This window comes from Pseudanabaena biceps PCC 7429 (assembly GCF_000332215.1).
Taxonomy (GTDB): Bacteria; Cyanobacteriota; Cyanobacteriia; order Pseudanabaenales; family Pseudanabaenaceae; genus Pseudanabaena; species Pseudanabaena biceps.
On record NZ_ALWB01000097.1, the window covers coordinates 1 to 21,258 of the forward strand.

Annotated in this window: 20 protein-coding genes and 1 pseudogene; 17 read left to right on the forward strand and 4 right to left on the reverse strand. The window is 42.2% G+C overall.

Annotation, left to right across the window (positions count from 1 at the left end; all coding sequences use genetic code 11):
• Positions 1–403: 403 nt before the first annotated feature.
• From PSE7429_RS12135 to PSE7429_RS12150, 4 genes are all read left to right on the forward strand, one after another.
• On the forward strand, positions 404–862 hold the full coding sequence (locus tag PSE7429_RS12135; protein WP_009627488.1) for an Hsp20/alpha crystallin family protein: 459 nt from the start codon (positions 404–406) through the stop codon (positions 860–862).
• 620 nt (positions 863–1,482) lie between these two features.
• Positions 1,483–3,039 carry a serine/threonine-protein kinase gene (locus tag PSE7429_RS23650; RefSeq protein WP_009627489.1) on the forward strand — a complete coding sequence of 519 codons (1,557 nt, stop codon included), beginning with the start codon at positions 1,483–1,485 and terminating at the stop codon, positions 3,037–3,039.
• Positions 3,040–3,371: 332 nt separating this feature from the next.
• Positions 3,372–4,895, forward strand: a complete 1,524-nt coding sequence (locus tag PSE7429_RS12145; protein ID WP_009627490.1) for a hypothetical protein — start codon at positions 3,372–3,374, stop codon at positions 4,893–4,895.
• Positions 4,896–5,010: 115 nt separating this feature from the next.
• Entirely contained in the window at positions 5,011–5,910 is a 900-nt protein-coding gene (locus PSE7429_RS12150) for a bestrophin family protein (protein ID WP_009627491.1), read from the forward strand.
• Between the two features lie 98 nt (positions 5,911–6,008).
• Here PSE7429_RS12150 and PSE7429_RS12155 read toward each other — a convergent pair whose 3' ends face one another.
• Positions 6,009–6,404 carry a hypothetical protein gene (locus PSE7429_RS12155; protein ID WP_144052511.1) on the reverse strand — a complete coding sequence of 132 codons (396 nt, stop codon included), beginning with the start codon at positions 6,402–6,404 and terminating at the stop codon, positions 6,009–6,011.
• Positions 6,405–6,969: 565 nt separating this feature from the next.
• On the opposite strand from PSE7429_RS12155, the gene tatC reads away from it, so the two are divergent.
• The 13 genes from tatC to PSE7429_RS12210 all read left to right on the forward strand — a co-directional run bounded on the left by tatC (position 6,970) and on the right by PSE7429_RS12210 (position 18,433).
• Positions 6,970–7,818, forward strand: a complete 849-nt coding sequence (tatC, locus tag PSE7429_RS12160; RefSeq protein ID WP_009627493.1) for a twin-arginine translocase subunit TatC — start codon at positions 6,970–6,972, stop codon at positions 7,816–7,818.
• A 46-nt stretch (positions 7,819–7,864) separates the two neighbouring features.
• Positions 7,865–9,475: a citramalate synthase gene (gene cimA, locus PSE7429_RS12165; protein WP_009627494.1), complete on the forward strand. Its 1,611-nt coding sequence runs from the start codon at positions 7,865–7,867 to the stop codon at positions 9,473–9,475.
• 2 nt (positions 9,476–9,477) lie between these two features.
• Positions 9,478–10,149 (forward strand): hypothetical protein, encoded by a 672-nt coding sequence (locus PSE7429_RS12170; RefSeq protein WP_009627495.1) that lies wholly within the window; start codon positions 9,478–9,480, stop codon positions 10,147–10,149.
• A 193-nt stretch (positions 10,150–10,342) separates the two neighbouring features.
• Positions 10,343–11,551: a hypothetical protein gene (locus PSE7429_RS12175; RefSeq protein ID WP_009627496.1), complete on the forward strand. Its 1,209-nt coding sequence runs from the start codon at positions 10,343–10,345 to the stop codon at positions 11,549–11,551.
• A gap of 71 nt (positions 11,552–11,622) precedes the next feature.
• A complete protein-coding gene (locus tag PSE7429_RS12180; protein WP_009627497.1) occupies positions 11,623–12,216 on the forward strand; it encodes a Uma2 family endonuclease in 594 nt (197 codons plus the stop codon).
• 174 nt (positions 12,217–12,390) lie between these two features.
• On the forward strand, positions 12,391–13,026 hold the full coding sequence (locus PSE7429_RS12185; protein WP_009627499.1) for a type I restriction endonuclease subunit R: 636 nt from the start codon (positions 12,391–12,393) through the stop codon (positions 13,024–13,026).
• Positions 13,027–13,169: 143 nt separating this feature from the next.
• Positions 13,170–13,370 (forward strand): hypothetical protein, encoded by a 201-nt coding sequence (locus PSE7429_RS12190; RefSeq protein ID WP_040688462.1) that lies wholly within the window; start codon positions 13,170–13,172, stop codon positions 13,368–13,370.
• Complete coding sequence (locus PSE7429_RS12195; RefSeq protein ID WP_009627502.1) at positions 13,354–13,683, forward strand: type II toxin-antitoxin system PemK/MazF family toxin; 330 nt, start codon at positions 13,354–13,356, stop codon at positions 13,681–13,683. Before PSE7429_RS12190 ends, PSE7429_RS12195 begins: the two co-directional genes overlap by 17 nt.
• Positions 13,680–13,856 carry a hypothetical protein gene (locus PSE7429_RS26305; protein WP_009627503.1) on the forward strand — a complete coding sequence of 59 codons (177 nt, stop codon included), beginning with the start codon at positions 13,680–13,682 and terminating at the stop codon, positions 13,854–13,856. The genes PSE7429_RS12195 and PSE7429_RS26305 overlap by 4 nt, the downstream gene beginning before the upstream one ends.
• Positions 13,857–13,930: 74 nt before the next feature.
• Positions 13,931–14,593 carry a type II restriction-modification system restriction endonuclease gene (locus PSE7429_RS12200; protein WP_009627504.1) on the forward strand — a complete coding sequence of 221 codons (663 nt, stop codon included), beginning with the start codon at positions 13,931–13,933 and terminating at the stop codon, positions 14,591–14,593.
• Entirely contained in the window at positions 14,590–16,074 is a 1,485-nt protein-coding gene (locus tag PSE7429_RS12205) for a class I SAM-dependent methyltransferase (protein ID WP_009627505.1), read from the forward strand. Before PSE7429_RS12200 ends, PSE7429_RS12205 begins: the two co-directional genes overlap by 4 nt.
• On the forward strand, positions 16,071–16,229 hold the full coding sequence (locus PSE7429_RS26310; protein ID WP_009627506.1) for a hypothetical protein: 159 nt from the start codon (positions 16,071–16,073) through the stop codon (positions 16,227–16,229). The genes PSE7429_RS12205 and PSE7429_RS26310 overlap by 4 nt, the downstream gene beginning before the upstream one ends.
• A 20-nt stretch (positions 16,230–16,249) precedes the next feature.
• On the forward strand, positions 16,250–18,433 hold the full coding sequence (locus PSE7429_RS12210; protein ID WP_009627507.1) for a serine/threonine-protein kinase: 2,184 nt from the start codon (positions 16,250–16,252) through the stop codon (positions 18,431–18,433).
• A gap of 252 nt (positions 18,434–18,685) precedes the next feature.
• Here the strand turns inward: PSE7429_RS12210 and PSE7429_RS12215 are convergent, their stop codons facing one another.
• The 3 genes and pseudogenes from PSE7429_RS12215 to PSE7429_RS26315 form a co-directional block, all read right to left on the reverse strand.
• Positions 18,686–19,768 carry an alkene reductase gene (locus PSE7429_RS12215; protein ID WP_009627508.1) on the reverse strand — a complete coding sequence of 361 codons (1,083 nt, stop codon included), beginning with the start codon at positions 19,766–19,768 and terminating at the stop codon, positions 18,686–18,688.
• A gap of 390 nt (positions 19,769–20,158) precedes the next feature.
• Positions 20,159–20,713, reverse strand: coding sequence for a hypothetical protein (locus PSE7429_RS12220; RefSeq protein ID WP_009627509.1), 555 nt, complete (start codon positions 20,711–20,713; stop codon positions 20,159–20,161).
• A 282-nt stretch (positions 20,714–20,995) separates the two neighbouring features.
• Positions 20,996–21,258, reverse strand: a pseudogene (locus PSE7429_RS26315) (hypothetical protein); the annotation flags it as partial.

The following is a 21,258-nucleotide window of genomic DNA, read 5'->3' on the forward strand; positions in this document are numbered from 1 at the left end:
TGCTTCGCAACGCTTTCAAAAATTTCCTTGGTTTGGGTTTGAGCGCGAAGCGCTGTAATTGGCGGCGCTCCGCGCCGCCAATTAATTCTTGGGTTTTGATTTGTCCTAAGTCAAGTTATACCAATTCCTAAAATGGCGTTGCCATTTTGGGAATCTCAAAACCTCACTGGGGTTGGTGTTTAATTCGCAAAAGTGTTGTCACACTTTCGTGAATTGGTATTACTCTACTCTATCGATCTTAGGTGAGGAGAACCCACTCAAAAAAGTTCGGTTCTCCTTCTCCTCAAAGCTTTGCCGCTATTTAATAATAAGTCTGTGAATAAAGAAGTACAAAACTCCAATTCAATTTCTACCCTACTTCTTAACATTCACAGTTGTTTAGAAATAGATAAAGGTGATTCGTATGTTATTGCGTTGGCATCCTCTCCAAGAAGTAGAAGAAGTAAGTCGTCAGTTCGATCGCTTATTTCACGAACTCGCACCCCAAGAACGAGAAACAACCAAAGGCGGTTGGATTCCCGCCAGTGAATTACGGGACGATGGCGATCATTTAACTCTAAGGTTGTCGCTTCCCGATGTTGAACCCAAGGATCTCGATATTCAGGTCACAAAGGATTCTCTTTCGATTGCTGGCGAACGCCACATTGAAAGAAGAGATGAATCAGACAAAGGATATTATTGGAGTGAAATCAGCTATGGTAAGTTCCGTCGCGTTTTTGCCCTACCTGTAGCGATCGAAAACGATCTCGTAAAAGCCGAATACAACAATGGAATCTTAACTTTAACTCTACCTAAAGCTAACGAAGTCAAGGCTTTTAAGGTCAATGTCTCCAGCAAATTACCCGCCTCTGAATCCAATTAATAATGTAGTACCAATTCACGAAAGTGCTAAGCAGTTAAACATAATTAAGAACCCAAACCAGAGAGCGTACCGCCCGCTACGCGGGCGGTACGCTCTTCTAGGTTTTAAGTTTACTTATGCCTTAGCTACTTATCACACCTTCGTCAATTAAAAACTAATCCTCGTAAGGGGTTTCAAGATAAGAAATGGCTACGCCATTTCTTATTAACGTGAGTTTGGAATAATTTGAAATGGGGTTTGAGAAAGGGTTTGCGTAGCAAACCCTTTCTCAAACCCCAAAAGTAGAAGCCTTGCTACGCAAGGCTTCTACTTTTGGGATTTTAAAATTTGCCAGCTTAACCCGAACTGATGTACTTATGTTTAGTTACTTAAATATTCACAGTTATTATATAATTTATTTATTCTATGGTTTGAGAGGACTAGGGACTTGCGATTTAATGAAGTACCAAATATAAAACCAGAATCGGTGGCGCGGCGGAGCCGCGCCACCGATTCTGGTAAATCTGGATTGGTATCTTATTTTCTCGCAAGTCACCTATTCCCTTAAAAATAGTCCTCTCAAGCAATTGAGGTTTGCTAGAGAATCGAGCATTAAATTAGGTTTGACTTGGGAATATACGATGGAACTACATCCAGATCTGACGGAATATGGCTATGAGGTAATGAGTGTATTGGGGCATAACTACGGAGCCAACCGTAGTACCTATCTTGCCCATAACCTTATCTACCAAGAGTTAGTTGTAATTAAATTATTCCGTTTTCCTAAGTCGGTCGATCGATTCTCAGCCTATGAGAAAGCGATCGCTCGCGAAGCAGAAATCCTCCAGCAAGTACAGCATCCTCAGATTCCTCGTTATCTCAGTAGTTTTGATACTATTGATGGCTATTGCATTGTGCAGCAATATATCAAAGCGCAGTCCCTTGCTAATCCCCGCAGGTTTGCGCTGGAGCAAATTCAGAAACTTACGATCGCCGCTTTAGAAATTTTAGTATATCTTCAAAATCAGACTCCACCAATTATCCATCGGGATATCAAACCAGAAAACTTGCTGGTAAGCGATGACTTAAAACTATATCTAGTTGATTTTGGTTTTGCCCGTGTCGGCATAGCAGATAATGCGATGAGTAGCGTCGCGGCTGGCACATTTGGCTTTATGGCTCCAGAACAGCTACGCAATGGAAACCTCAGCGCAGCAACAGATAACTATGGTTTGGGAATGACCCTAATTTGTTTGTTAACGGGGATTCGTTCCACTCAAGTCGATCGCTTAATTGATGAAGACAATCAGATCCAGTTTCAGCATTTGTTAACTAATGTGAATCCTCGCTTTGTGCAATGGCTGAAAAAAATGACCGCCCCAAAATTGAAAGATCGTTATCGCGATGCGGCAACAGCTTTAGAACATCTGCGTCAAATTGGCGAGATTGGTATAGCGAAATCAAGCAATATCCGATGGCGTAGTGTCCCCATTTATCTATTGCCTGTAGCGATCGCTTCTCTACTGACATTTCCCCCTACTCCTGCACCTGAAAAGGTTTCTACTAGCATTCCACCTGCGCCGTTACCCACAACTCCGCTAAAAATAACGACTCCGCCATCACCCTGTATTGATAATCGCGCTGTAAAATTGACAAAGATAGAAGAGCAGGATGGCAAGGATTCTCTCGTTAAACTCCAAATTAATCGTGAATGTCGTGGATGTGATTTCAGGGGGGCAAGAAATATTACTCTTAAAGATTTGAAATCTGTCGATCTCCAAAATGCCGATTTGCGTGGTGTTAGTATTGTCCAATCCGATTTATCGGATGCAAATTTTCAAGGTGCAAACCTTGAAGGAGCAAATTTTACCCAGTCGTCTCTGAAAAATGCAGATTTTTCCGAAAGTCGTGCCAAATGTACGAATTTCAGCCAAGCTATTCTACCAAACTCAATGTTTACACGCGCAGATCTGACATCATCTAGACTCATCCAAGCAAAAATGGCTGGCTCCGATCTCTCCCATGCTAACTTAAATTCTGCAGACCTATCTCAAGCAGATCTCACTGACGCTAACTTAGATAATGCTAATTTAGCGAATACCGACATGACTCAAACGACACTTAAAAATGCAACTATGGATAGGGTAATCATTAAAAACACAAAAATCAATCCATCAAAATTACCTAATAACAGGTAGTTATACCAATTCACTGAAGTGTTGTCTCACTTCAGTGAATTAAAAAACAAACCCAGTAAGGTTTTGAGATTCCCAAAATGGCGTTGCCATTTTGGGAATTGGTATTAATCGAGATGCCGATTAGCTATAGTAATGTGAGTTTTGCTTAGAAGATACCCTTCAAGCAGAGAATGGGGGCGCTTCGCGCCCCCATTCTCTGCCGTACTAATCTGCCGTACTAATATGTTTGACTACAGCCACATAGTGCTATTTTTTCGTAAAGCAATGTAGGCTAAGGTGTAGGCGAATCGGAAAGTCGCTGTAAATTTATTAATATTGAGATTTTAGAAGTTTTGATTACAACTACATCGTCAAGCTTTGTTACCTCTGATTTTCCTCCCATCTGTGGAAATGAAGATGTAATTCAACAGGCTGTACGGGATGATGCTCCTGTATTTTTTAATAACGGTTCCAATGAAAACAATCTCCGACTTGAGGAGATTACTTCTGCCTTTGCCTGTGCCTTGCATATGCACCAGCCCACTATTCCTGCTGGGGTAAATGGAGCAACAATCTGCAATCTCCAGTATATGTTTGAGCATCAAGGAGAAGGCGACAATCACAATGCTTCCGTCTTTGCATGGTGCTATGGTCGTATGGGCGATTTCATCCCTCAACTAGTCGCGCAGGGGAGTAATCCTCGCATTATGCTCGACTATTCAGGAAACTTGCTCTGGGGATTGCAGCAGATGCAACGTCACGACATTCTGGATAATCTCAAGCGGATTACTTGCGATCGCCAATATCAGCCCTACGTGGAATGGCTCGGCACGATGTGGAGTCATGCGGTCATTCCCTCAACTCCGATCCCCGATATTAAACTCCACATCCAAGCTTGGCAGAGTCATTTTGCTTCTATTTTTGGCATCGCCGCCCTTAAGCGCGTAAAAGGGTTTTCCCCGCCAGAGATGCATCTTCCCAATCATCCCGACACGCTTTATGAATATATTAAGGCTCTTCGGGAATGCGGCTATCGCTGGCTCATGGTGCAGGAGCATTCCGTGGAGCAAATCGATGGTTCGGCGCTGACTCAAGATCGAAAATACATCCCTAATCGTTTAGTGGCGAAGAACTCAAAGGGCGAATCGCTTAGTATCACAGCACTGATTAAAACCCAAGGTTCGGATACGAAGCTAGTCGCTCAGATGCAGCCTTACCACGAGGCAAAAAGTCGCGGCAGACAGATGCTCGGTCAAGTATTAATTCCTTCACTAGTTTCTCAGATCGCTGATGGGGAGAATGGTGGCGTGATGATGAATGAATTTCCCCGCGATTATCCATTGGTGTGGGAACAAATAAAAAACAACGGACGGGGAAGTTCGGGTGTTGTTGGTTTAAATGGAACTGAATATCTAGAAATGCTCGAAGATGCAGGAATTCATCCTGCGGACTATCCGCCTATTCAAGCCGTACAACAACATAAGGTCTGGCGAAGGGTAGCTCAAAATCGCGATCGCATTAGTGATCGCATTAGCGAACTTCAAAATCTCAATACTGCTGAAGTCGAGCGGGCGATCACCGAACTGAAAGCAAGCGATCACCAGTTCCATATGGATGGAGCCTCATGGACAAACAGCATGAGCTGGGTACATGGCTACGAAAATGTATTAGAACCGATGAATCAACTCAGTGCCAAGTTCCATGAAAAATATGACGATCTGGTGGCTCAGGATCCCTCAGTTACAAAGCGATCAGATTATCAGCAAGCCTTACTCTATAATTTCCTCGTCCAAACTAGTTGCTTTCGCTATTGGGGACAAGGAAAGTGGACGGACTACGCTCGCGAATTCTATCGCCGAGGTGAAGCTCTGTTGTAACCAAGGATCGTACCGCCCGCTATGCGGGCGGTACGATCTTTTAGGTTTTAAGTTGATCTTGGAATGATGCGGTATACAATTTCTGAGGCAATCAATTTTCACGATCATCCAGATTATGACTTTTCAATGGTTCGATCTTGCATTTAAGGTTCAAGGTTCTGTTGCGCCGATCATCTTGCCGAGGGTTCTGATTTTTGCGGGATTTGCCTTGGGGATCTCGGTGTTTCACTACTACGAGCCACAAATATCGCTCAAAGTCTTTGGGGATATGACTAATAATGTGGTCTTTAATCTAGTTTTAGGATTGCTCTTAGTATTTCGGACAAATACCGCCTACGATCGCTATTGGGAAGGACGTAAAGCTTGGGGAACTTTAGTGGTCAATATCCGCAATTTATCGAGGTTAATGCAGATCGCGATCAATTCTCCTCCATTAGAAGAACAAAAGGACGAAGAACAAAAGGATAAAGAGAAATCGATACAGTTATTAACTGCCTTTGCGATCGCTACCAAACTGCACCTCCGCAACGAGGAAATTGCAACCCATCTCAATCAAATTCTTACTGAGGATGAAGTTCTAAAACTCAACAATGTCAAACATGTTCCGCTCGAATTGACTCTATGGTTAAGTAGCTATCTGCAAAAACAAATGCAAAGCGATCGTTTTGACACTAATTATTTTGTCACTATGAATAGCCAAATTAATGCTTTAGTGGAAGGGTTAACCAGTTGCGAACGCATCCTCAAGACTCCATTGCCGATCGCCTATCGCATTTACTTAAAACGGTTAATTTTGATTTATTGCTTTGGTTTGCCATTCCATCTTGTCATTGATATCCATTGGTTAACAGCGATCGCTGTGGGATTAGTTAGTTTTATTCTGCTTGGAGTAGAACAGATTGGCAATGAAATCGAAAATCCCTTTGGTCATGACTTTAACGATCTCCCAATTGATGAGATTTGTGAAGGGATTACCAATAATGTCAAACAAGTAATTTCCTATCAGTCACCATGAATTTGTCATGGGCATTTGCAACTCTTGCGTTGCTCAGAATAAAAACAGAGAGCGTACCGTCCGCTATGCGGGCGGTACGCTCTCTGTTTTTGGCTTAGCTACTTATTATTGTTCATCCGATTGATCGCTGCAAACATCTGACTATCGGAAATTATTTGCTGGCGTTGTTTTAATTTAAACTTTTCAACGCGATCGCCTAGGGTTTGAGTTGTCATTACCCCATCATCCCGTGTGACCTGCCAATTAAACAGTCGGTCTAATCCTTCTAAGGGGGCAAAGGAAACATTTTTGTCGGTAAATCGAAGCAACTGCATACTACCACCACCGATCGCAGGGGTACTATTTTGTTGCATGTCTAGAAGCATCTGTTGAGCTGGAGATGTAGCGTTAGACTGATTGTTGCCGATCAGTACCTGTGCCTTCAAACAATCTAGATTTAAAGAAAATATTGCACCTGCGATCGCCAACAATCCCACAAACTTTAATGAAGCCATTTGTTTTTCCTGAAATTTTACATGGTGAATATCAACATGAACCATTTCGCCAATCCCATTACTGAATTTAACATCCTTATTCCTTAGACATTGCTAAATGTCAGAAAGTTCATATAAGTATCTAGACGCAATTAAATATAAAACCTTAAAAGCTGTAGCACACGCTGCACGCGTGCAGCGTGCGCTACAGCTTTTGATTCTACTTTTTTGATTATGCCCAGATACTTATCGTAATTCTAAATTATTTGCGGCTTTCGATTTTGTAAAAGGGAGCACCCTGTGGGTGTTTTCTTGTATAGCTGTCGCTTCTCGCGTTAACACACAAATAAAAAACCAAGAGGAGAAAGTTAGCGCGAAGCGCTAACCTTCTCCTCTTAGGTTTTTATTTGTGTGTCTAAACCAATCATTTCTATATCAACTGCCATCGGGAGAATGGGATGGAAAAATCGAAAGTTGGGTTTGGTTGCTATAGTGGTTGCTATAGTATCGATATACTTCGATTATTTAATAGGTTTGTTAAGCAATCGGGTTAAGCAATCGACCAGTAGACTTTAATAACGACACCATGCTAGAGACGGTAAGTGAAGCAGAGCAACCAAAGGATTTTCCTCCACCAGTCGATGAGGACATAGCGGAGACAGCGATCGCTACCATCGATCCTCCTGTCGATAATAATGTCGATGCTCCAGACGAGATTGATGAACTAGACGAGATCGATGATGTGGAAATGTCACTATTCGATCATTTAGAGGAATTTCGATCGCGTATTTTCTATGCCTTGATCGCCGTAATCATCGGTGTGATTGGCTGCTTTGCCGTAGTGAACAAAATAGTAGCTCTTTTGGAAATTCCCGCACAAGGCGTGAAATTTTTGCAACTTGCGCCAGGGGAATACTTTTTTGTATCCATTAAAGTAGCTGGCTACAGTGGCTTGCTAGTCTCCAGCCCTGCCATTTTGTACCAAATCGTTCGGTTTATCTTGCCAGGACTCACCCGCAAAGAAAAACGGGCGATCGCCCCCATTGTCTTTGGCTCTAGCATTTTATTTGTGCTTGGTATTGTCTTTGCTTACGAGCTATTGATTCCTGCCGCCCTCAATTTCTTTATTAGCTATGGTGGGGATGTTGTCGAACAGTTTTGGTCAATCGATCGCTATTTTGAGTTTGTTTTGTTGTTGTTATTCAGCACTGGGTTAGCCTTCCAGATCCCCGTAATTCAAGCCCTATTAGCAATGACAGGTATTGTTAACTCCAGCAAAATGCTCGCAGGATGGCGCTATGTCGTTTTGGGGGCGGTGATCCTTGGAGCCGTGCTGACACCATCGACCGATCCGATGACGCAGAGTTTACTGGCTGGAGCCGTGGGCATTTTGTACTTTGGTGGCATTTTCTTAGTTAAGGCTATGGGTAAATAAGGTTACGGTGCTTTGCACCGCAGCCTTATCTATACAACAATTAAAAATGGCAAATCAGAACATTTTGATTTACGATACAACCCTTCGCGATGGCACTCAGCGCGAAGGGTTGTCACTGTCAGTAGAAGATAAAGTACTCATTGCCGATCGCCTTGATCGATTGGGGGTTGCTTTTATCGAAGGTGGTTGGGCAGGGGCAAATCCTAAGGATGATGAATTTTTTCGGCAAATGCAGGAGCGTCCTCTCAATCATGCCGAGCTAGTGGTGTTTTGTTCGACCAGACGTGCGGGACTAAAGGCAAAGGATGACCCCATGCTTGTGCCAATTCTTGCCGCTGAGACTAAGTGGGTCGCTATTTTTGGTAAGTCTTGGGATCTCCATGTCATTGAAGGCTTGAGAACCTCCCTTGATGAAAATCTCGCGATGATCGACGATACGATCGCCTATCTCACAAGTTGCGATCGCCATATTATTTACGATGCCGAGCATTGGTTTGACGGCTACAAAAACAATCCCGACTATGCCCTAAAAACCCTCAAAGCTGCCCATGACGCTGGAGCAAAATGGTTTGCGCTCTGCGATACCAATGGTGGCACTCTGCCCGATGAAGTGGCAGCAATTACCAAAATTGTGGATGAATCCCTCAGACAATGGGGCTGCAATTCACCCTCAATAGGCATTCATACTCACAACGATGCGGGTTTAGCTGTTGCCAATGCGATCGCGGCCGTTCGGCATGGCGCAACTATGGTACAGGGAACGATTAATGGCTATGGCGAGCGCTGTGGCAATGCCAATCTTTGTAGCGTCATCCCTAACTTGCAACTAAAAATGGGCTATGACTGCATCGCTACCGCCAAGCTGTCCCAACTCACCGAAGTCTCTCGCCAAGTCAGTGAAATCGTCAACCTTGCCCCCGACGATCATGCCCCTTTTGTTGGCGCTTCGGCCTTTGCCCATAAAGGCGGCATCCATGTCAGTGCTGTCCAGCGCAATCCCCTCACCTACGAGCATATTGCCCCCGAAAGTATTGGGAATAATCGACGCATCGTCATCTCCGAGCAAGCTGGGATTAGCAATGTCATCTCGAAAGTAGAAACCTTTGGCATTTGCCTGCGAAAAGAGGATGCAGCCTGTAGGCAGATCTTGCAGATGACTAAGGATCTCGAACGGGTCGGCTATCAATTTGAATCCGCAGAGGCAAGTTTTGAGTTATTAGTCCGCGAAGCCTTAGGCGATCGCCCCAAATTTTTTACGATTAGCAGTTTCCATGTTTATTGCACTACTGAATCCTTATCCATTGATGGAGACGTTAATTCCCAAGCAACGGTGAAAGTAATGGTTAAAGGCGAAGAACATCTCACAGCCGCAGAAGGTAATGGACCAGTTGCTGCCCTTGATATCGCCTTACGCAAAGCCTTAATCGGCTTCTATCCTGAAATTGCCAATTTCTATCTCACCGACTATAAGGTGCGAATTCTCAATAGTGATTCGGGTACGCAAGCAACGACGAGGGTATTAATTGAATTCAGTAATGGGAAGAGACGATGGACAACGGCAGGAGTATCTGACAATATTATTGCAGCCTCCTGTAAAGCATTGGGAGAAGGCTTAGAATATGGACTTCTCGCCGCCGTTCGCTACACTAAATTCTAGTTATGGCTCCAAACAAACCCAAAAGAAAGCTAAACTTTTTAGACTTTGCCTCTATTGTTATCCTGTTGTACCTAGCACTTAAATTTGTCGCCGTACCGATTGTGCAAACAGCGGCAAATTTCACCCATCGTGATCAGGTCGTTGGGGATATTGCCAAAGTTCCAGATTTTACCTTCCCTGACATTACGTTAATTGCCATCATTCTGTTGTTTCAACCCCAAACATCGGACATATTTAAAAGTATTGACTTCTCATCGGGTGGACTGAAAGCAGAATTTAAGGATCTGCGGAGTGAAATGCTCCAAACCAAAGAAGATCTCGACAAACGCCAGCAGGAACAGATCGATCGCATGAATAAACTGCAAAACTTCATGTATTGCTTGATTTTAACGCCAAAAGAAATTGAAAAGCTCAATGGTATTAAAGACAGTTCAATGCATGAATTTTATGTGAGCAAAGATGCGGCTTCCGAATTGAGGAGGTTGAGAGATTCCAACCTGATCGCTCTCGTTCCACCTTTTCAAAGTATTAGCGATTTAGAGAAAGCTAGTAACTATGGAAGTATCGCTATAGATTTGGTCAAGTATTGCGAACTAACGAAGTCGGGACGGCAGTATCTCCAAAATTTAGAGGAGATAATCAGACAGAAACACCAGAAAGACCAGAACAATTAGTTAGGCTCTTATTGACTGGCGGCGCAAAGCGCCGCCAGTCAATTTTTATATAGCTGCCGTTAACTGTATCAGGACATAAAACCCAAAATAGTGTTGCCGCGCTCCGCGCGGCAACACTATTTTGGGTTTTAATTTTGTCCTAACAAGACTGGCGGCAGCTATAATATTACACTTGGAGCTTTAGGCGATCGCCATGATCTTAGAAGAAGTCGATCGAATGCTAGCTGATTGGAAGGGGAATCTCGAAGCCATCAGCCTTAATATCTACGACCTATGCGATCTAATCGCTTATCAACGACTGACGGGCATTTCAGGATTTATACCTATCAAACTTACGGGTGTCAGCAAAACTAAAGTTGAACCTGCATTGGCAGCAATTAGCGAACTTTTGCAGCACTTCGATTTGTTAACGCAAACTATTAATAAAGCGAAAAGCCTCAGAGCCTCTATTCCCCGTTTTTTAGGAGCCGATCAAAAGGTACAAGAAATTTTCAATCTATTGAACCAAGCGTCAATCCAGTTACCATCGGTCATCACTCCTTTAGCCAAAAGAGAATTACTTTCTGCTGCCGAAACCAGTCTTAAAATTACGCCTCTACAACTGTTAGTGGCGATGAGCAAGACCTATCAGGTTGCTAAAGAGATTATTTTAGAAGTCGATCGCCTATGGGCGGATTTAGAACCGCAACTGGATATCGCTGAAACGGAAATTGACAATTTACAGAGACAAGGGGAGTCTTTAGGGATAATTGATACTAGCCAACTAGAACTATCTCGTCAAACCCTAGCATCTTTACGCGATCGCATTGAATCCGATCCCTTAGGAACTTCTGCGAGTTTCGATGAAATTAATCACCAAATCGATAAGATGCGTGGAGATATAGAGCAATTTCTCCGAGTAAAAGTAAAGCTTCAAGATGCTTTTACTCAGGCGAATATGCTATTGCAGCAATTAATTACCTTAAATCAAGAAGCGATCGCTTCTTTTACGGAAAGCCAAGCAAAAATTAGCGATTGTTCTAGCCTTATTCCTCCATTACCGAGTGAACAAATTACCGCGATGGAGCAGTGGTTGCAAAGATTGGAAACTAAGCAAAAAGAAGGGCTAACTGTCCCCATACATGTGGGCTTAGAGAATTTCACGACCAAAATCAACGAATATATCGCGATCGCTAAAAAGGCGATCGCCGCGAATCGCCTGCCAATCCAAACTCGCCAAGAGTTGCGGGGTAGGCTTGATGCGCTGAAGGCAAAAGCGATCGCTAAAGGTCATGCTGAAGATATCCAGTTAGCCAAGTTAGCCGAGCAAGCAAAGCAACTTCTCTATACACGTCCAACACCCTTAAAACAAGCTGAAGAGATGATCAAGCAATATGAGATTTTGCTAAATAGAAGAATTTGATTCTCAACCCACAAGATTAAACAAAAATCAAATTTTGATTATAATAAATATAAAAATTATGGGCAAAATGTATGATTTCTGCTACTTTATCGCCTAGCCTATCACCTACAGAATATCTAGAGTGGGAAGTAACACAAGAAGGTAGATATGAGTATGAGCATGGAGAGATTATTGAGGTGACAGGTGGAAAGTTGGAAAATAATGAAATTGCCCTTAATTTAATTGTATTGCTCCGAAGTCATTTACGTGGTCAAGGTTGTCGTATCCTTGGTGGTGATGCGAAACTCATGACCATTCCGAGCAATGTGTATTACTTTCCTGATGCGGTTGTTAGTTGCGATGCTCGCGATCGCAATGCTAGGGAATTTTTACAATTTCCTTGTTTAATTGCGGAAGTCTTGTCCCCTGCTACAGAAAATCGCGATCGCGGGATTAAGTTACGCAACTATCTCAAGATCGATTCATTGCAAGAATATATGCTCATCAATTCAGATTCTCCGAGTATTGAGTTCTATCGTCGTAGTGATCGTACAGAGGTTTGGGAATATCTAACAATCAATAGTTCTGATTTAACTATTAACGATCTCGAAGTTCAGCTAACTAGCATCGATCTTAGTCTTCCACTATCGCTCATCTATGAAAATATTGACTTTCAGCAATCCTAATCGCTTAAATCTCGAAATCAGACCTAATCGCTTATTCCCCTTATCAAACAGCGATCGCCCCTCAAACCTAATCGCCTATTTCCCCACATCAAACAGCGATCTCCATTTACTAAGATTCAATGCAATTGTTCAGATGTTAAGATAGAAAATATTGCTAATTTTAAAGAGGTCAAGATGGTTACACTTGCCGCGAAAAATTTAAATTTTGAAGATGTACAGCATCTGTTAGGCTTTCACGAATCTGGAGAGATGGGAGTTTTTTCTGATTATCTTAATCTGGAATCTGTTTCTGATTTTGAGCAAACAGAATTAACTGAGATTTGTACTAATTTTCGTCGTTACCTTCTATCAGGTAGAGTTTCCGAAGGACAAATTAAGTTTCTTGCGCTTGCACCTCTAATGAATTTGACAGGTTACTATAATCAAGCGATCGAGTTACTTTTAGAAGAAAATATTCAGCGTATTGACATTCTCGAAGCGGATACTAGCATTACGGGTAGATACGATATTTTGGCGGTTAAAAAATCTGGAGTTCCAAATTTAACCAAGCTTTGGGTACTAATAGTTGAAGCAAAGAGAGCGGGGATTGAACCTTTTACAGGGATTCCGCAATTATTAACTTATGCTCATGAGTCTTTACAGTCTCAGTCTTCAGTTTGGGGTTTAGCAACAAATGGTTTGCATTTTCAGTTTATCCGCATCTGTGCAGGAAAATCACCAAGCTATCAGCTATTTCCTTCTCTATCGTTGATCGAATCTGAGCCTTCTATACAGATTCTTAAAGTTCTTAAAGCTATTTGTAAATCATAGGAGTTGCATAGCGATCGCCCCTCAACACCCATAAATGAGATCGCCTATTCCCTACATCAAATGGCGATCGCCTAATCTTAATCGGATCTCTAAACTTACATACTACAGAATACAATTAAGCTAGTAACGTTCAAATAATGGATATGCTAAAAACTCTTTGGGCTACTGTTCAAAAAGGAAAAATTGAGTTATTGGAGGCTTCAGAACTGGCTGAAGGGACAAAGGTATTGGTGACTGTATTGACTGATGACTATGAGTCTGAGTTTTGGCTTCGAGCAAGTCAGACATCACTTGATGCAGTTTGGGATAATACTGAGGATGATATCTATGCCGAATTACTCTAAAAATATCATCATTTTAGTTCGATATCCATTTTCAGATCTATCTAATGCGAAGGTTCGTCCTGCGGTTATTGTCAATGCATCACATAGCTCTCAAGATATTCTAATTGTGCCGCTAACTAGTAAAACAGGATCATTGCTTGACGGGGAGTTTGTGCTTTCTAATTGGGCAGCGGCAGGGCTGAATGTTGTTACGGCAGTCATGCGTGGTATCTATACTGTAAATAGAAGTTTAGTTATCAAGATTGTTGGGAAGTTAGCTGATGTTGATATTGATAGACTTGATCAATCTTTAAGAGGTTGGCTAGGTTTATGATTACAACCCGATCTCCTATTCCCAATATCAAACAGCAATCACCCCTCATTACCCATAAACCCGATCACCTATTTCCAACATCAACCAGCGATCGCCCTTCACCCCTCCACAAACCCGATCGCCTATTTCCAACATCAACCAGCGATTGCCTTTCACTCAAACAGATTGCATAGTTATAAGTTTTTATATGCTTTGATAGCAAAAGGCTATAAAATTTATAGAGTTATAAGCTATTCCTAAGTAATTCATGCCAATTTTGACTATAGAAAGTCTTTGCTCTGAAGCAAGATTATTCTCATATGCAGAGTGTCAACATTCCGAGCCTTTGTTGTATGGCATTACTGATGGGAAGGCTGTTGGAACTTATTTAGAGCAGAAATTTAGCTCCTATCTTAAAGAGCGTCATGAGTTTGTAGTAGGAAATTCTGCGAGTGGTATTGATTTTCCAGAATTGTTGGTAGATGTCAAGGTAACAAGCATTAAACAACCGCAATCGTCTTGTCCTTTCAAATCAGCACGACAAAAGATTTTTGGACTTGGGTATTCGTTACTGATTTTTGTTTATAACAAAGTAGACGATAGCGCGAATCGTACTTCGGCTTTAAATATTTTGCACACAATTTATGTGAGTGCGGAAAAAACAGCAGATTTTCAGATAACTCGTGGTATCCGCAGCATTCTAGGAAATGAAGGTAATAAAGATGACTTGATGGCTTTCATGCTTGACCGCAATCTTCCAGTCGATGATATAGAATTATCTAACATTGCAGATGAAATACTTAGACATCCTCCTATTCAAGGATTTTTGACTATTTCTAATGCTTTGCAATGGCGACTTCAATATGGAAGAGTTATTGAACGTGCTGATCAAGAAGAAGGTATTTTTGCTATTTACAGAGCTAATTTATGATTCAACTTCATAAAGTAATTGGTCAGCAAAAGAAAGTAGAATATGGAGATTTTCAGACACCCTTAGATCTTGCCAAGAAGATTTGTCAGAAATTGATAGCACTTGGAATTAACCCAGATATCGTAGTTGAGCCTACATGTGGGATAGGAAATTTTATTGAAGCTTCAGCTCATTTGTTTCCATCAGTGAAACAAATTATTGGAGTTGAAGTGAACCAGCATTATATAGGAGAGATGATAACTAAAAATCAATTTATCCAAGATAAAAGAATAGAACTTCAACAAGCAGATTTTTTTCGATTTGACTGGTTATCCTGCATCGATCGCTTAGATGGACATATATTAGTACTTGGAAACTTGCCTTGGGTGACAAATTCACAACAAGGTAATATAGGTGGTGTAAACTTACCCAAGAAAAATAATTTTCAAAATTATTATGGTTTAGATGCTATAACAGGTAAAAGCAATTTTGACATTTCAGAATGGATGTTAATTCAGATTGTCCAATGGCTACAGGGACGTAATGCTAGTTTGGCAATTCTTTGTAAAGTATCTGTTGCGAGAAAACTACTGAATTATCTCCGTTCTAAAAATCTAAATCTTAACTACTGTGCAACTTATCGAATAGATACAAAGAAATATTTTGATGCAAACGTTGAAGCCTGTTTGTTATTTTGCAAGTTTGATACAACTTCAAAAAATTACTACTGTGATGTATTTAATAGCCTTGAGAGTTTAGAATATCAACAAATTGGATATCGAAATAATCTTCTAATTAGAGATGTAAACTCTTTCGATAAATTGAGTGATTTTTACACAGTTAAGTCTGGAGTAAAATGGAGATCTGGGATTAAACACGACTGTTCAAGTGTAATGGAACTTCGCAAAATTGACGATCTTTTTGTAAATGGAATAGGAGAAACTATTGAACTTGAAGATAGATATCTTTTTCCTTTGCTTAAAGGCTCGGATATTGCTCAAAGTCGAATTAACAATACAGATCGATATGTTATCGTCCCTCAAAGATTTATAGGTGAATCTACTGACTCTATAAGAAAATTTGCTCCTAAAACATGGCAATACCTTGAATCTCATTCACAATACTTGGAAAATAGAAAAAGTAAGATATATCAAAAGAATCCTAGATTTTCTATTTTTGGAGTTGGAGAATATACCTTTTCACCTTGGAAAATAGCTATTTGTGGACTTTATAAAAAATTAGAATTTCAGTTAATTGGTCAGATTTCTGGCAGGAATGTTGTTTTTGATGACACTGTTTATTTCATAAGCTTTGATAATGAACAACTGGCGCAAAAAGCTTTTCAAATTCTTTTATCACCGTCAATAGTAAATTTTTATTCATCTTTGATTTTCTGGGATGAGAAGCGCCCTATTAAGTCAAGCATCCTTAATAGTTTGGACATAAATGCTCTGCTGCAATTGGGAAATTTATTGGTTGATGATGTAAATTTGACGAATTGAAAACCTTCAGCACGATCGCCAATGCCCTTGCCATGCAAGAAAAACTGATGCTCTATGGTATCCGCTATCGTCCCAATTACAAAAATGTGATCGCCGATCGCATTTTTGCGATTTTGTTAGCGATTGGGTCTAGTATTAAACAATTAGATTTTTAATCTAGAACGGAGTGGTATTAATGGACGGTGAATCTTGTAAACGTAATGGCTGTAATGGCACTTTAGAAGATGGCTATTGCAATGTCTGTGGACTCGCGGCACTCAAATCCTCCACGACAGGGCAATCCCGCCAATATACCGCCGAAAGAATTACTGGGCGCAGTTCGCCAATTACGACAGGAACAGGCTCATCGCCGCTCACCAACCGCTCGAAGGGATCGCGCCGCACCAGTACCACGGGACGCAGCAGTCGCAAACAACTGGGAGCGGGGTTAGTTTCCGTTCCCGAACTACCTTCCACTGAGCCAGAAAAGGCAATCATGCTGGAAGCGAAAGTGCCTGAAAACAAACGCTTTTGTGCTAATTGCAATCAGGCTCTCAAGCGTGAGAAAGGATTTTGTAGTCAATGCGGTCAAAAATATTCTTTCATCGCTTCGCTGCAACCAAACGATCTGATCCTCGATCAATACGAAGTCAAAGGGGCGATCGCCTATGGCGGTCTGGGCTGGATTTATTTGGGCTTTGATCGCACCCTATCGCGCTATGTGGTGTTGAAGGGACTTCTAAATACGGAAGATGCTTCCAGTGCTGCTGTTGCGGTTGCCGAACGTCAATTTCTTGCCTCCGTCAAACATGCGAATATTGTCGGGATTTATAACTTTGTCAAGCATGGTTCCGAAGGATTTATCGTCATGGAGTACGTGGGCGGTCAAACCCTCAAAGAAATTCGGAAGAGTCGGGGGGCTTTACCAGTTACTGAAGCGATCGCCTATATCCATCGCATTCTCTCTGCTTTTTCTTATTTGCACCAACAGGGGTTAGTCTATTGCGATTTCAAACCTGACAATGCCATGGTAGAAGGGAACGATGTCAAATTGATCGATATGGGTGGGGTGAGGCGCATTGACGATCTGACTGGGGATATTTATGGCACGGTTGGCTATAGCGCTCCTGAAGCTGGCGAAGGTCCTACGGTCGTGTCAGATTTATTTACGATTGGGAGAACCCTAGCAGTTTTACTTGCCGATATTCGTGGGTTTACGAAAGAGCATCTCTATACCTTACCCAGTCCTGAAGAAGAACCTCTCTTTAAAGAACAGGAATCGCTATATCGATTTCTCTTAAAATCCACCGCCGAAAATCCCGACGATCGCTTTCAATCGGCCGATGAGATGGCGGATCAATTATTGGGTGTACTACGCGAAATTGTTGCGCTCCAAACAAATACTCCCCGTCCCGCCTCTAGCAGTCTTTTTGGTGGGGATATGTTAGCGATCGCTGTCAGTGGTGATTTTAAACCGATCGTGGCGGACTATCATCAACTGCCAGTGCCGAATCTTGACGGTAGCGATCCTGCTTTTAATGCAGTGTTGAACGCAGGAGCGATCTCCGATTCCGCAAAGCGCGTTGAAAATTTGCGGCAAGTAGTCCAAAAGACTCCTAAATCCATCGAAGCAAAGCTCAGGTTGGTAAATGCACTGATCGATAGAAAAGCCTATACCGAAGCGGAATCAATTTTAGCGAAGGTGGAAGAACTCGACGCTTGGGATTGGCGCATTCTCTGGTATCGGGGGCGATCGCTCATGGCGCAGGGAAAATATCAAGAAGCACAAGCTGCATTCGATCAGACCTATTTCGATCTTCCTGGAGAGCTAGCTCCGAAATTAGCCCTTGCCCTTGCTGCCGAACGCGCCCATCGCTATCCCTTCGCGATCAAAATGTATGAGCTAGTCTGTCGGACTGATCCGAGCTATGTAACCGCTTCCTTTGGCTTAGCACGGTGTCTGTTGGCGACGGGCGATCGCAATGGTGCAGTTGCAGCCCTAGAGCGAGTTCCTCAAGCTTCGAGCCTGTTTGCGCGATCGCGGGTAGAAGTGACTAGAACTTTGATTAATACGAAGGTAGCGAATCCCAGTAGCCAAGAATTAAAGGATGCTGGCAATGCAATTGAAGCGATCGCCTTAGAAGGGATGGAGCGTTATCGCCTCACTAAACAGGTTTTGGAAACAGCGCTTACCTTAGTTACGACCCAAGCGTTATCGCCCAACACCAGTCTTATCCTTTTAGGTAAACCATTAGCCGAAATCCATTTGCGCGAGGGGCTAGAAAAAGCGCTAAGATCGATGGCACATCTGGCAACTGGAGAAGAGAAAATCCGCTTAGTAGATGAAGCCAACCGCGTCAGACCCAAGACTCTTTTTTAAAGAGATCTCGGCATTTTATTTTGAAAATCCCCCCAAAAGAATACTAAGCAGTTAAGCAGAGAGCGTACCGCCCGCGTAGCGGGCGGTACGCTCTCCTAGGTTTTAAGTTTACTTGGCATTGGTCAGTTAATCAGGGATAGGTTCTGAAATGCCCATTTCATGACGATAAAAAGAACGAAAATTCATCGATCACATTTTAACTGACCAATACCTGAGATTCCCAAAATGGCGCTGCCATTTTGGGAATTGATATTACATAGTAGGATAATCGGTATAGCCTTTGGCATCTCCACCATAAAATGTATTGCGATCGGGCTTATTTAATGGTGCATTGGCTGCAAAGCGTTCCACTAGATCGGGATTGGCGATATAGAGACGACCAAAGGCAACGAGGTCGGCTGAGCCAGAAGCGATCGCCTCATTGCCAGTCTCAAAATTATATCCGCCCGCCGTAATAATCGTTCCATTATAAATTTGACGGAAGAAATCTGCATTTAAATCAGGTTGATCTTCAGCAGACCCAAATCCTTCTACTCTAGGGGCAACTAAATGGAGGTAGGCAAGATTAAAATGATTCAGTTCCTTGGCGACATAGCCAAAAATAGCGGCTCGATTGGAATCATACATACTATTAAATGTGCCGCTAGGTGATAGCCTCAAACCAACGCGATCGCCACCCCAGACATCCACTACGGCTGCTGTTACTTCTAATAGTAGACGGGCGCGATTCTCTAAAGAGCCACCATAGATGTCAGTGCGATGGTTGGTATTGTCCTGTAAGAACTGATCTAAAAGGTATCCATTGGCACTGTGGATTTCTACGCCATCAAAGCCAGCTTCGAGAGCATTTTTGGCTCCAAGGCGATATTGCTCAATGATCTGAGGGATTTCCTCTAGTTCCAGAGCGCGAGGCGTGACGTAAGGTTTCATACCTGTATAGGTGGCAACCTCACCTTCAGGAGCGATCGCCGATGGTGCGACGGGAAGTTCCCCATGAGGTTGTAAATCTGGATGGGAAATTCTGCCAACATGCCATAGTTGCAAAAATATTTTGCCCCCTTTAGCATGAACTGCATTGGTCACCAAGCGCCAACCTTCTACCTGTTCGGAGGAATAAATGCCTGGGGTATTGGGATAGCCTAAACCTTGCGGGGAAACTTGCGAAGCTTCTGTGATCAATAAACCTGCTGACGATCTTTGCTCGTAGTGCAGGGCATTTAAAGTTGTGGGGACATTTCCCGCAGCAGCTCGATTGCGGGTGAGAGGAGCCATTACAATTCGATTGGGTAAGGTATAACGTCCGAGCTTGACCGTGGATAGAAGATTAACACTCATAAATTAACGCCAAGTTTAAGAGGATATATGTTTCTATTGTTCGATTATATGCGAATAACAGAAATTTGTGCAATAGCCCTTGATGATTTGTATGGTAAGTAGCTAGGCATAAGTAAACTTAAAACCTAGAAGAGCGTACCGCCCGCTACGCGAGCGGTACGCTCTCTGGTTTTGGTTTTTAATTATGCCTAGCTACTTAATACCAAGTTATAGCTATAGTCAGTAATGTTGGGACAAAAATCAAATCCAACAGAGAGTTGAGTCGCGGCGCTTCGCGCCTCTCTGTTGGATTTGATGTCCTGACTTAAGTGAATATAGCTTACCAAAAACTGTAAAGTTGCGCCCCGTAGGAGCGAAACTTTACGGTTTTTTATGCTTAGCTACTTACTATTACAGTGCTTGCAGTTTCGCTTTGTGTTGTGGACAAGAGACGATTACGCTAGCCCCAATAAGAGCCCCCGTATATTCTTTCAACTTATTGAGCATCGCTGGAGGAATCGTCTTGCCCGAACTAGTTGGTTTGTCAAATTCCTTTTCTAGGAGATTCAATAGATCGGGCAGAGGCATACCTGCATCTAGGGATTGGCAGGTTACTTTTTCAGCTTCTTTCACATACTTGTCCCCGCCCGTCAATTCATACATTTCTTTGTATTCAGGCTTATCTTGGATCAAATCAACAATTTTTTTGGTGTTATCTGAACCAGCAGCAGGAGCTTCTGAGGGTTTAGGAGTTTCTGAAGGCTTAGGAGCTTCAGGAGGTTTAGCAGATTCTGAAGGTTTAGGAGCTTCAGGTGGTTTAGGAGCTTCTGAAGGAGCGCTTTTAGGTGCAGCCGCTACAGGTGTCGCAGGTGGAGGAGTCGTTACACTTGGAGGTTGTTGACATGAAACCACTGCTACAGAAACTGAAACTGGCAGTAGGAAATACTTTGCAAAGCGTTGAAGCATTTTAATATTTAATAGTAGGTTGCATCAGCTTTCAAATATTATTTGAAAAACAAATGCTAGTAAAGTACATTTTGATACAAGCGATTGCGAGATCGCTCCATTCTTTCCTTTGAATAAGGCAATTAGCAACAGCTATATTATTTTTCTCTAAAAGAAAGATGTGTTATAAAGTGAATAAGTTGGTAATTTAAAGCGCAGCTTTGTAACAATTAATATTCACTGTAATAATATTCACTGTAAGAGAAGTAGTGATGCTTATATGGAAATCCTAAAGGGAGCATCTCAATTAGGCACTGAGTAAATATACTTAGGGGCATAGAAGTAGCCATTGAGATAAGCACAACGATGTTTCAAAACTTGAGCAACATTTTGCTGATTCCACTGAGCACCCGAAATCTTGACCCGACGACCAATTTGTTTAATTGTCGATTCAACTGAGCCAGAGCCAATGTTAATTCCCTGTTTTTGTAGGTAACCATACTCAGGTATACGATGGCGATGATTGCGTAAATAAGCAAGAAAATTGATAGCTCGTTTGAATTTAC

What these genes read in the sequence shown, in the direction of transcription:
- PSE7429_RS12220 (WP_009627509.1), bottom strand. Translation starts at nt 20,713, where the DNA reads ATGCTTCAACGCTTTGCAAAGTATTTCCTACTGCCAGTTTCAGTTTCT.
- cimA (WP_009627494.1), top strand. Translation starts at nt 7,865, where the DNA reads ATGGCAAATCAGAACATTTTGATTTACGATACAACCCTTCGCGATGGC.
- PSE7429_RS12215 (WP_009627508.1), bottom strand. Translation starts at nt 19,768, where the DNA reads ATGAGTGTTAATCTTCTATCCACGGTCAAGCTCGGACGTTATACCTTA.
- PSE7429_RS12190 (WP_040688462.1), top strand. Translation starts at nt 13,170, where the DNA reads ATGCTAAAAACTCTTTGGGCTACTGTTCAAAAAGGAAAAATTGAGTTA.
- PSE7429_RS12135 (WP_009627488.1), top strand. Translation starts at nt 404, where the DNA reads ATGTTATTGCGTTGGCATCCTCTCCAAGAAGTAGAAGAAGTAAGTCGT.
- PSE7429_RS12195 (WP_009627502.1), top strand. Translation starts at nt 13,354, where the DNA reads ATGCCGAATTACTCTAAAAATATCATCATTTTAGTTCGATATCCATTT.
- PSE7429_RS12210 (WP_009627507.1), top strand. Translation starts at nt 16,250, where the DNA reads ATGGACGGTGAATCTTGTAAACGTAATGGCTGTAATGGCACTTTAGAA.
- PSE7429_RS12200 (WP_009627504.1), top strand. Translation starts at nt 13,931, where the DNA reads ATGCCAATTTTGACTATAGAAAGTCTTTGCTCTGAAGCAAGATTATTC.
- PSE7429_RS12175 (WP_009627496.1), top strand. Translation starts at nt 10,343, where the DNA reads ATGATCTTAGAAGAAGTCGATCGAATGCTAGCTGATTGGAAGGGGAAT.
- PSE7429_RS12170 (WP_009627495.1), top strand. Translation starts at nt 9,478, where the DNA reads ATGGCTCCAAACAAACCCAAAAGAAAGCTAAACTTTTTAGACTTTGCC.
- PSE7429_RS12185 (WP_009627499.1), top strand. Translation starts at nt 12,391, where the DNA reads ATGGTTACACTTGCCGCGAAAAATTTAAATTTTGAAGATGTACAGCAT.
- PSE7429_RS12180 (WP_009627497.1), top strand. Translation starts at nt 11,623, where the DNA reads ATGATTTCTGCTACTTTATCGCCTAGCCTATCACCTACAGAATATCTA.
- PSE7429_RS23650 (WP_009627489.1), top strand. Translation starts at nt 1,483, where the DNA reads ATGGAACTACATCCAGATCTGACGGAATATGGCTATGAGGTAATGAGT.
- PSE7429_RS12150 (WP_009627491.1), top strand. Translation starts at nt 5,011, where the DNA reads ATGACTTTTCAATGGTTCGATCTTGCATTTAAGGTTCAAGGTTCTGTT.
- tatC (WP_009627493.1), top strand. Translation starts at nt 6,970, where the DNA reads ATGCTAGAGACGGTAAGTGAAGCAGAGCAACCAAAGGATTTTCCTCCA.
- PSE7429_RS26305 (WP_009627503.1), top strand. Translation starts at nt 13,680, where the DNA reads ATGATTACAACCCGATCTCCTATTCCCAATATCAAACAGCAATCACCC.
- PSE7429_RS12155 (WP_144052511.1), bottom strand. Translation starts at nt 6,404, where the DNA reads ATGGCTTCATTAAAGTTTGTGGGATTGTTGGCGATCGCAGGTGCAATA.
- PSE7429_RS12205 (WP_009627505.1), top strand. Translation starts at nt 14,590, where the DNA reads ATGATTCAACTTCATAAAGTAATTGGTCAGCAAAAGAAAGTAGAATAT.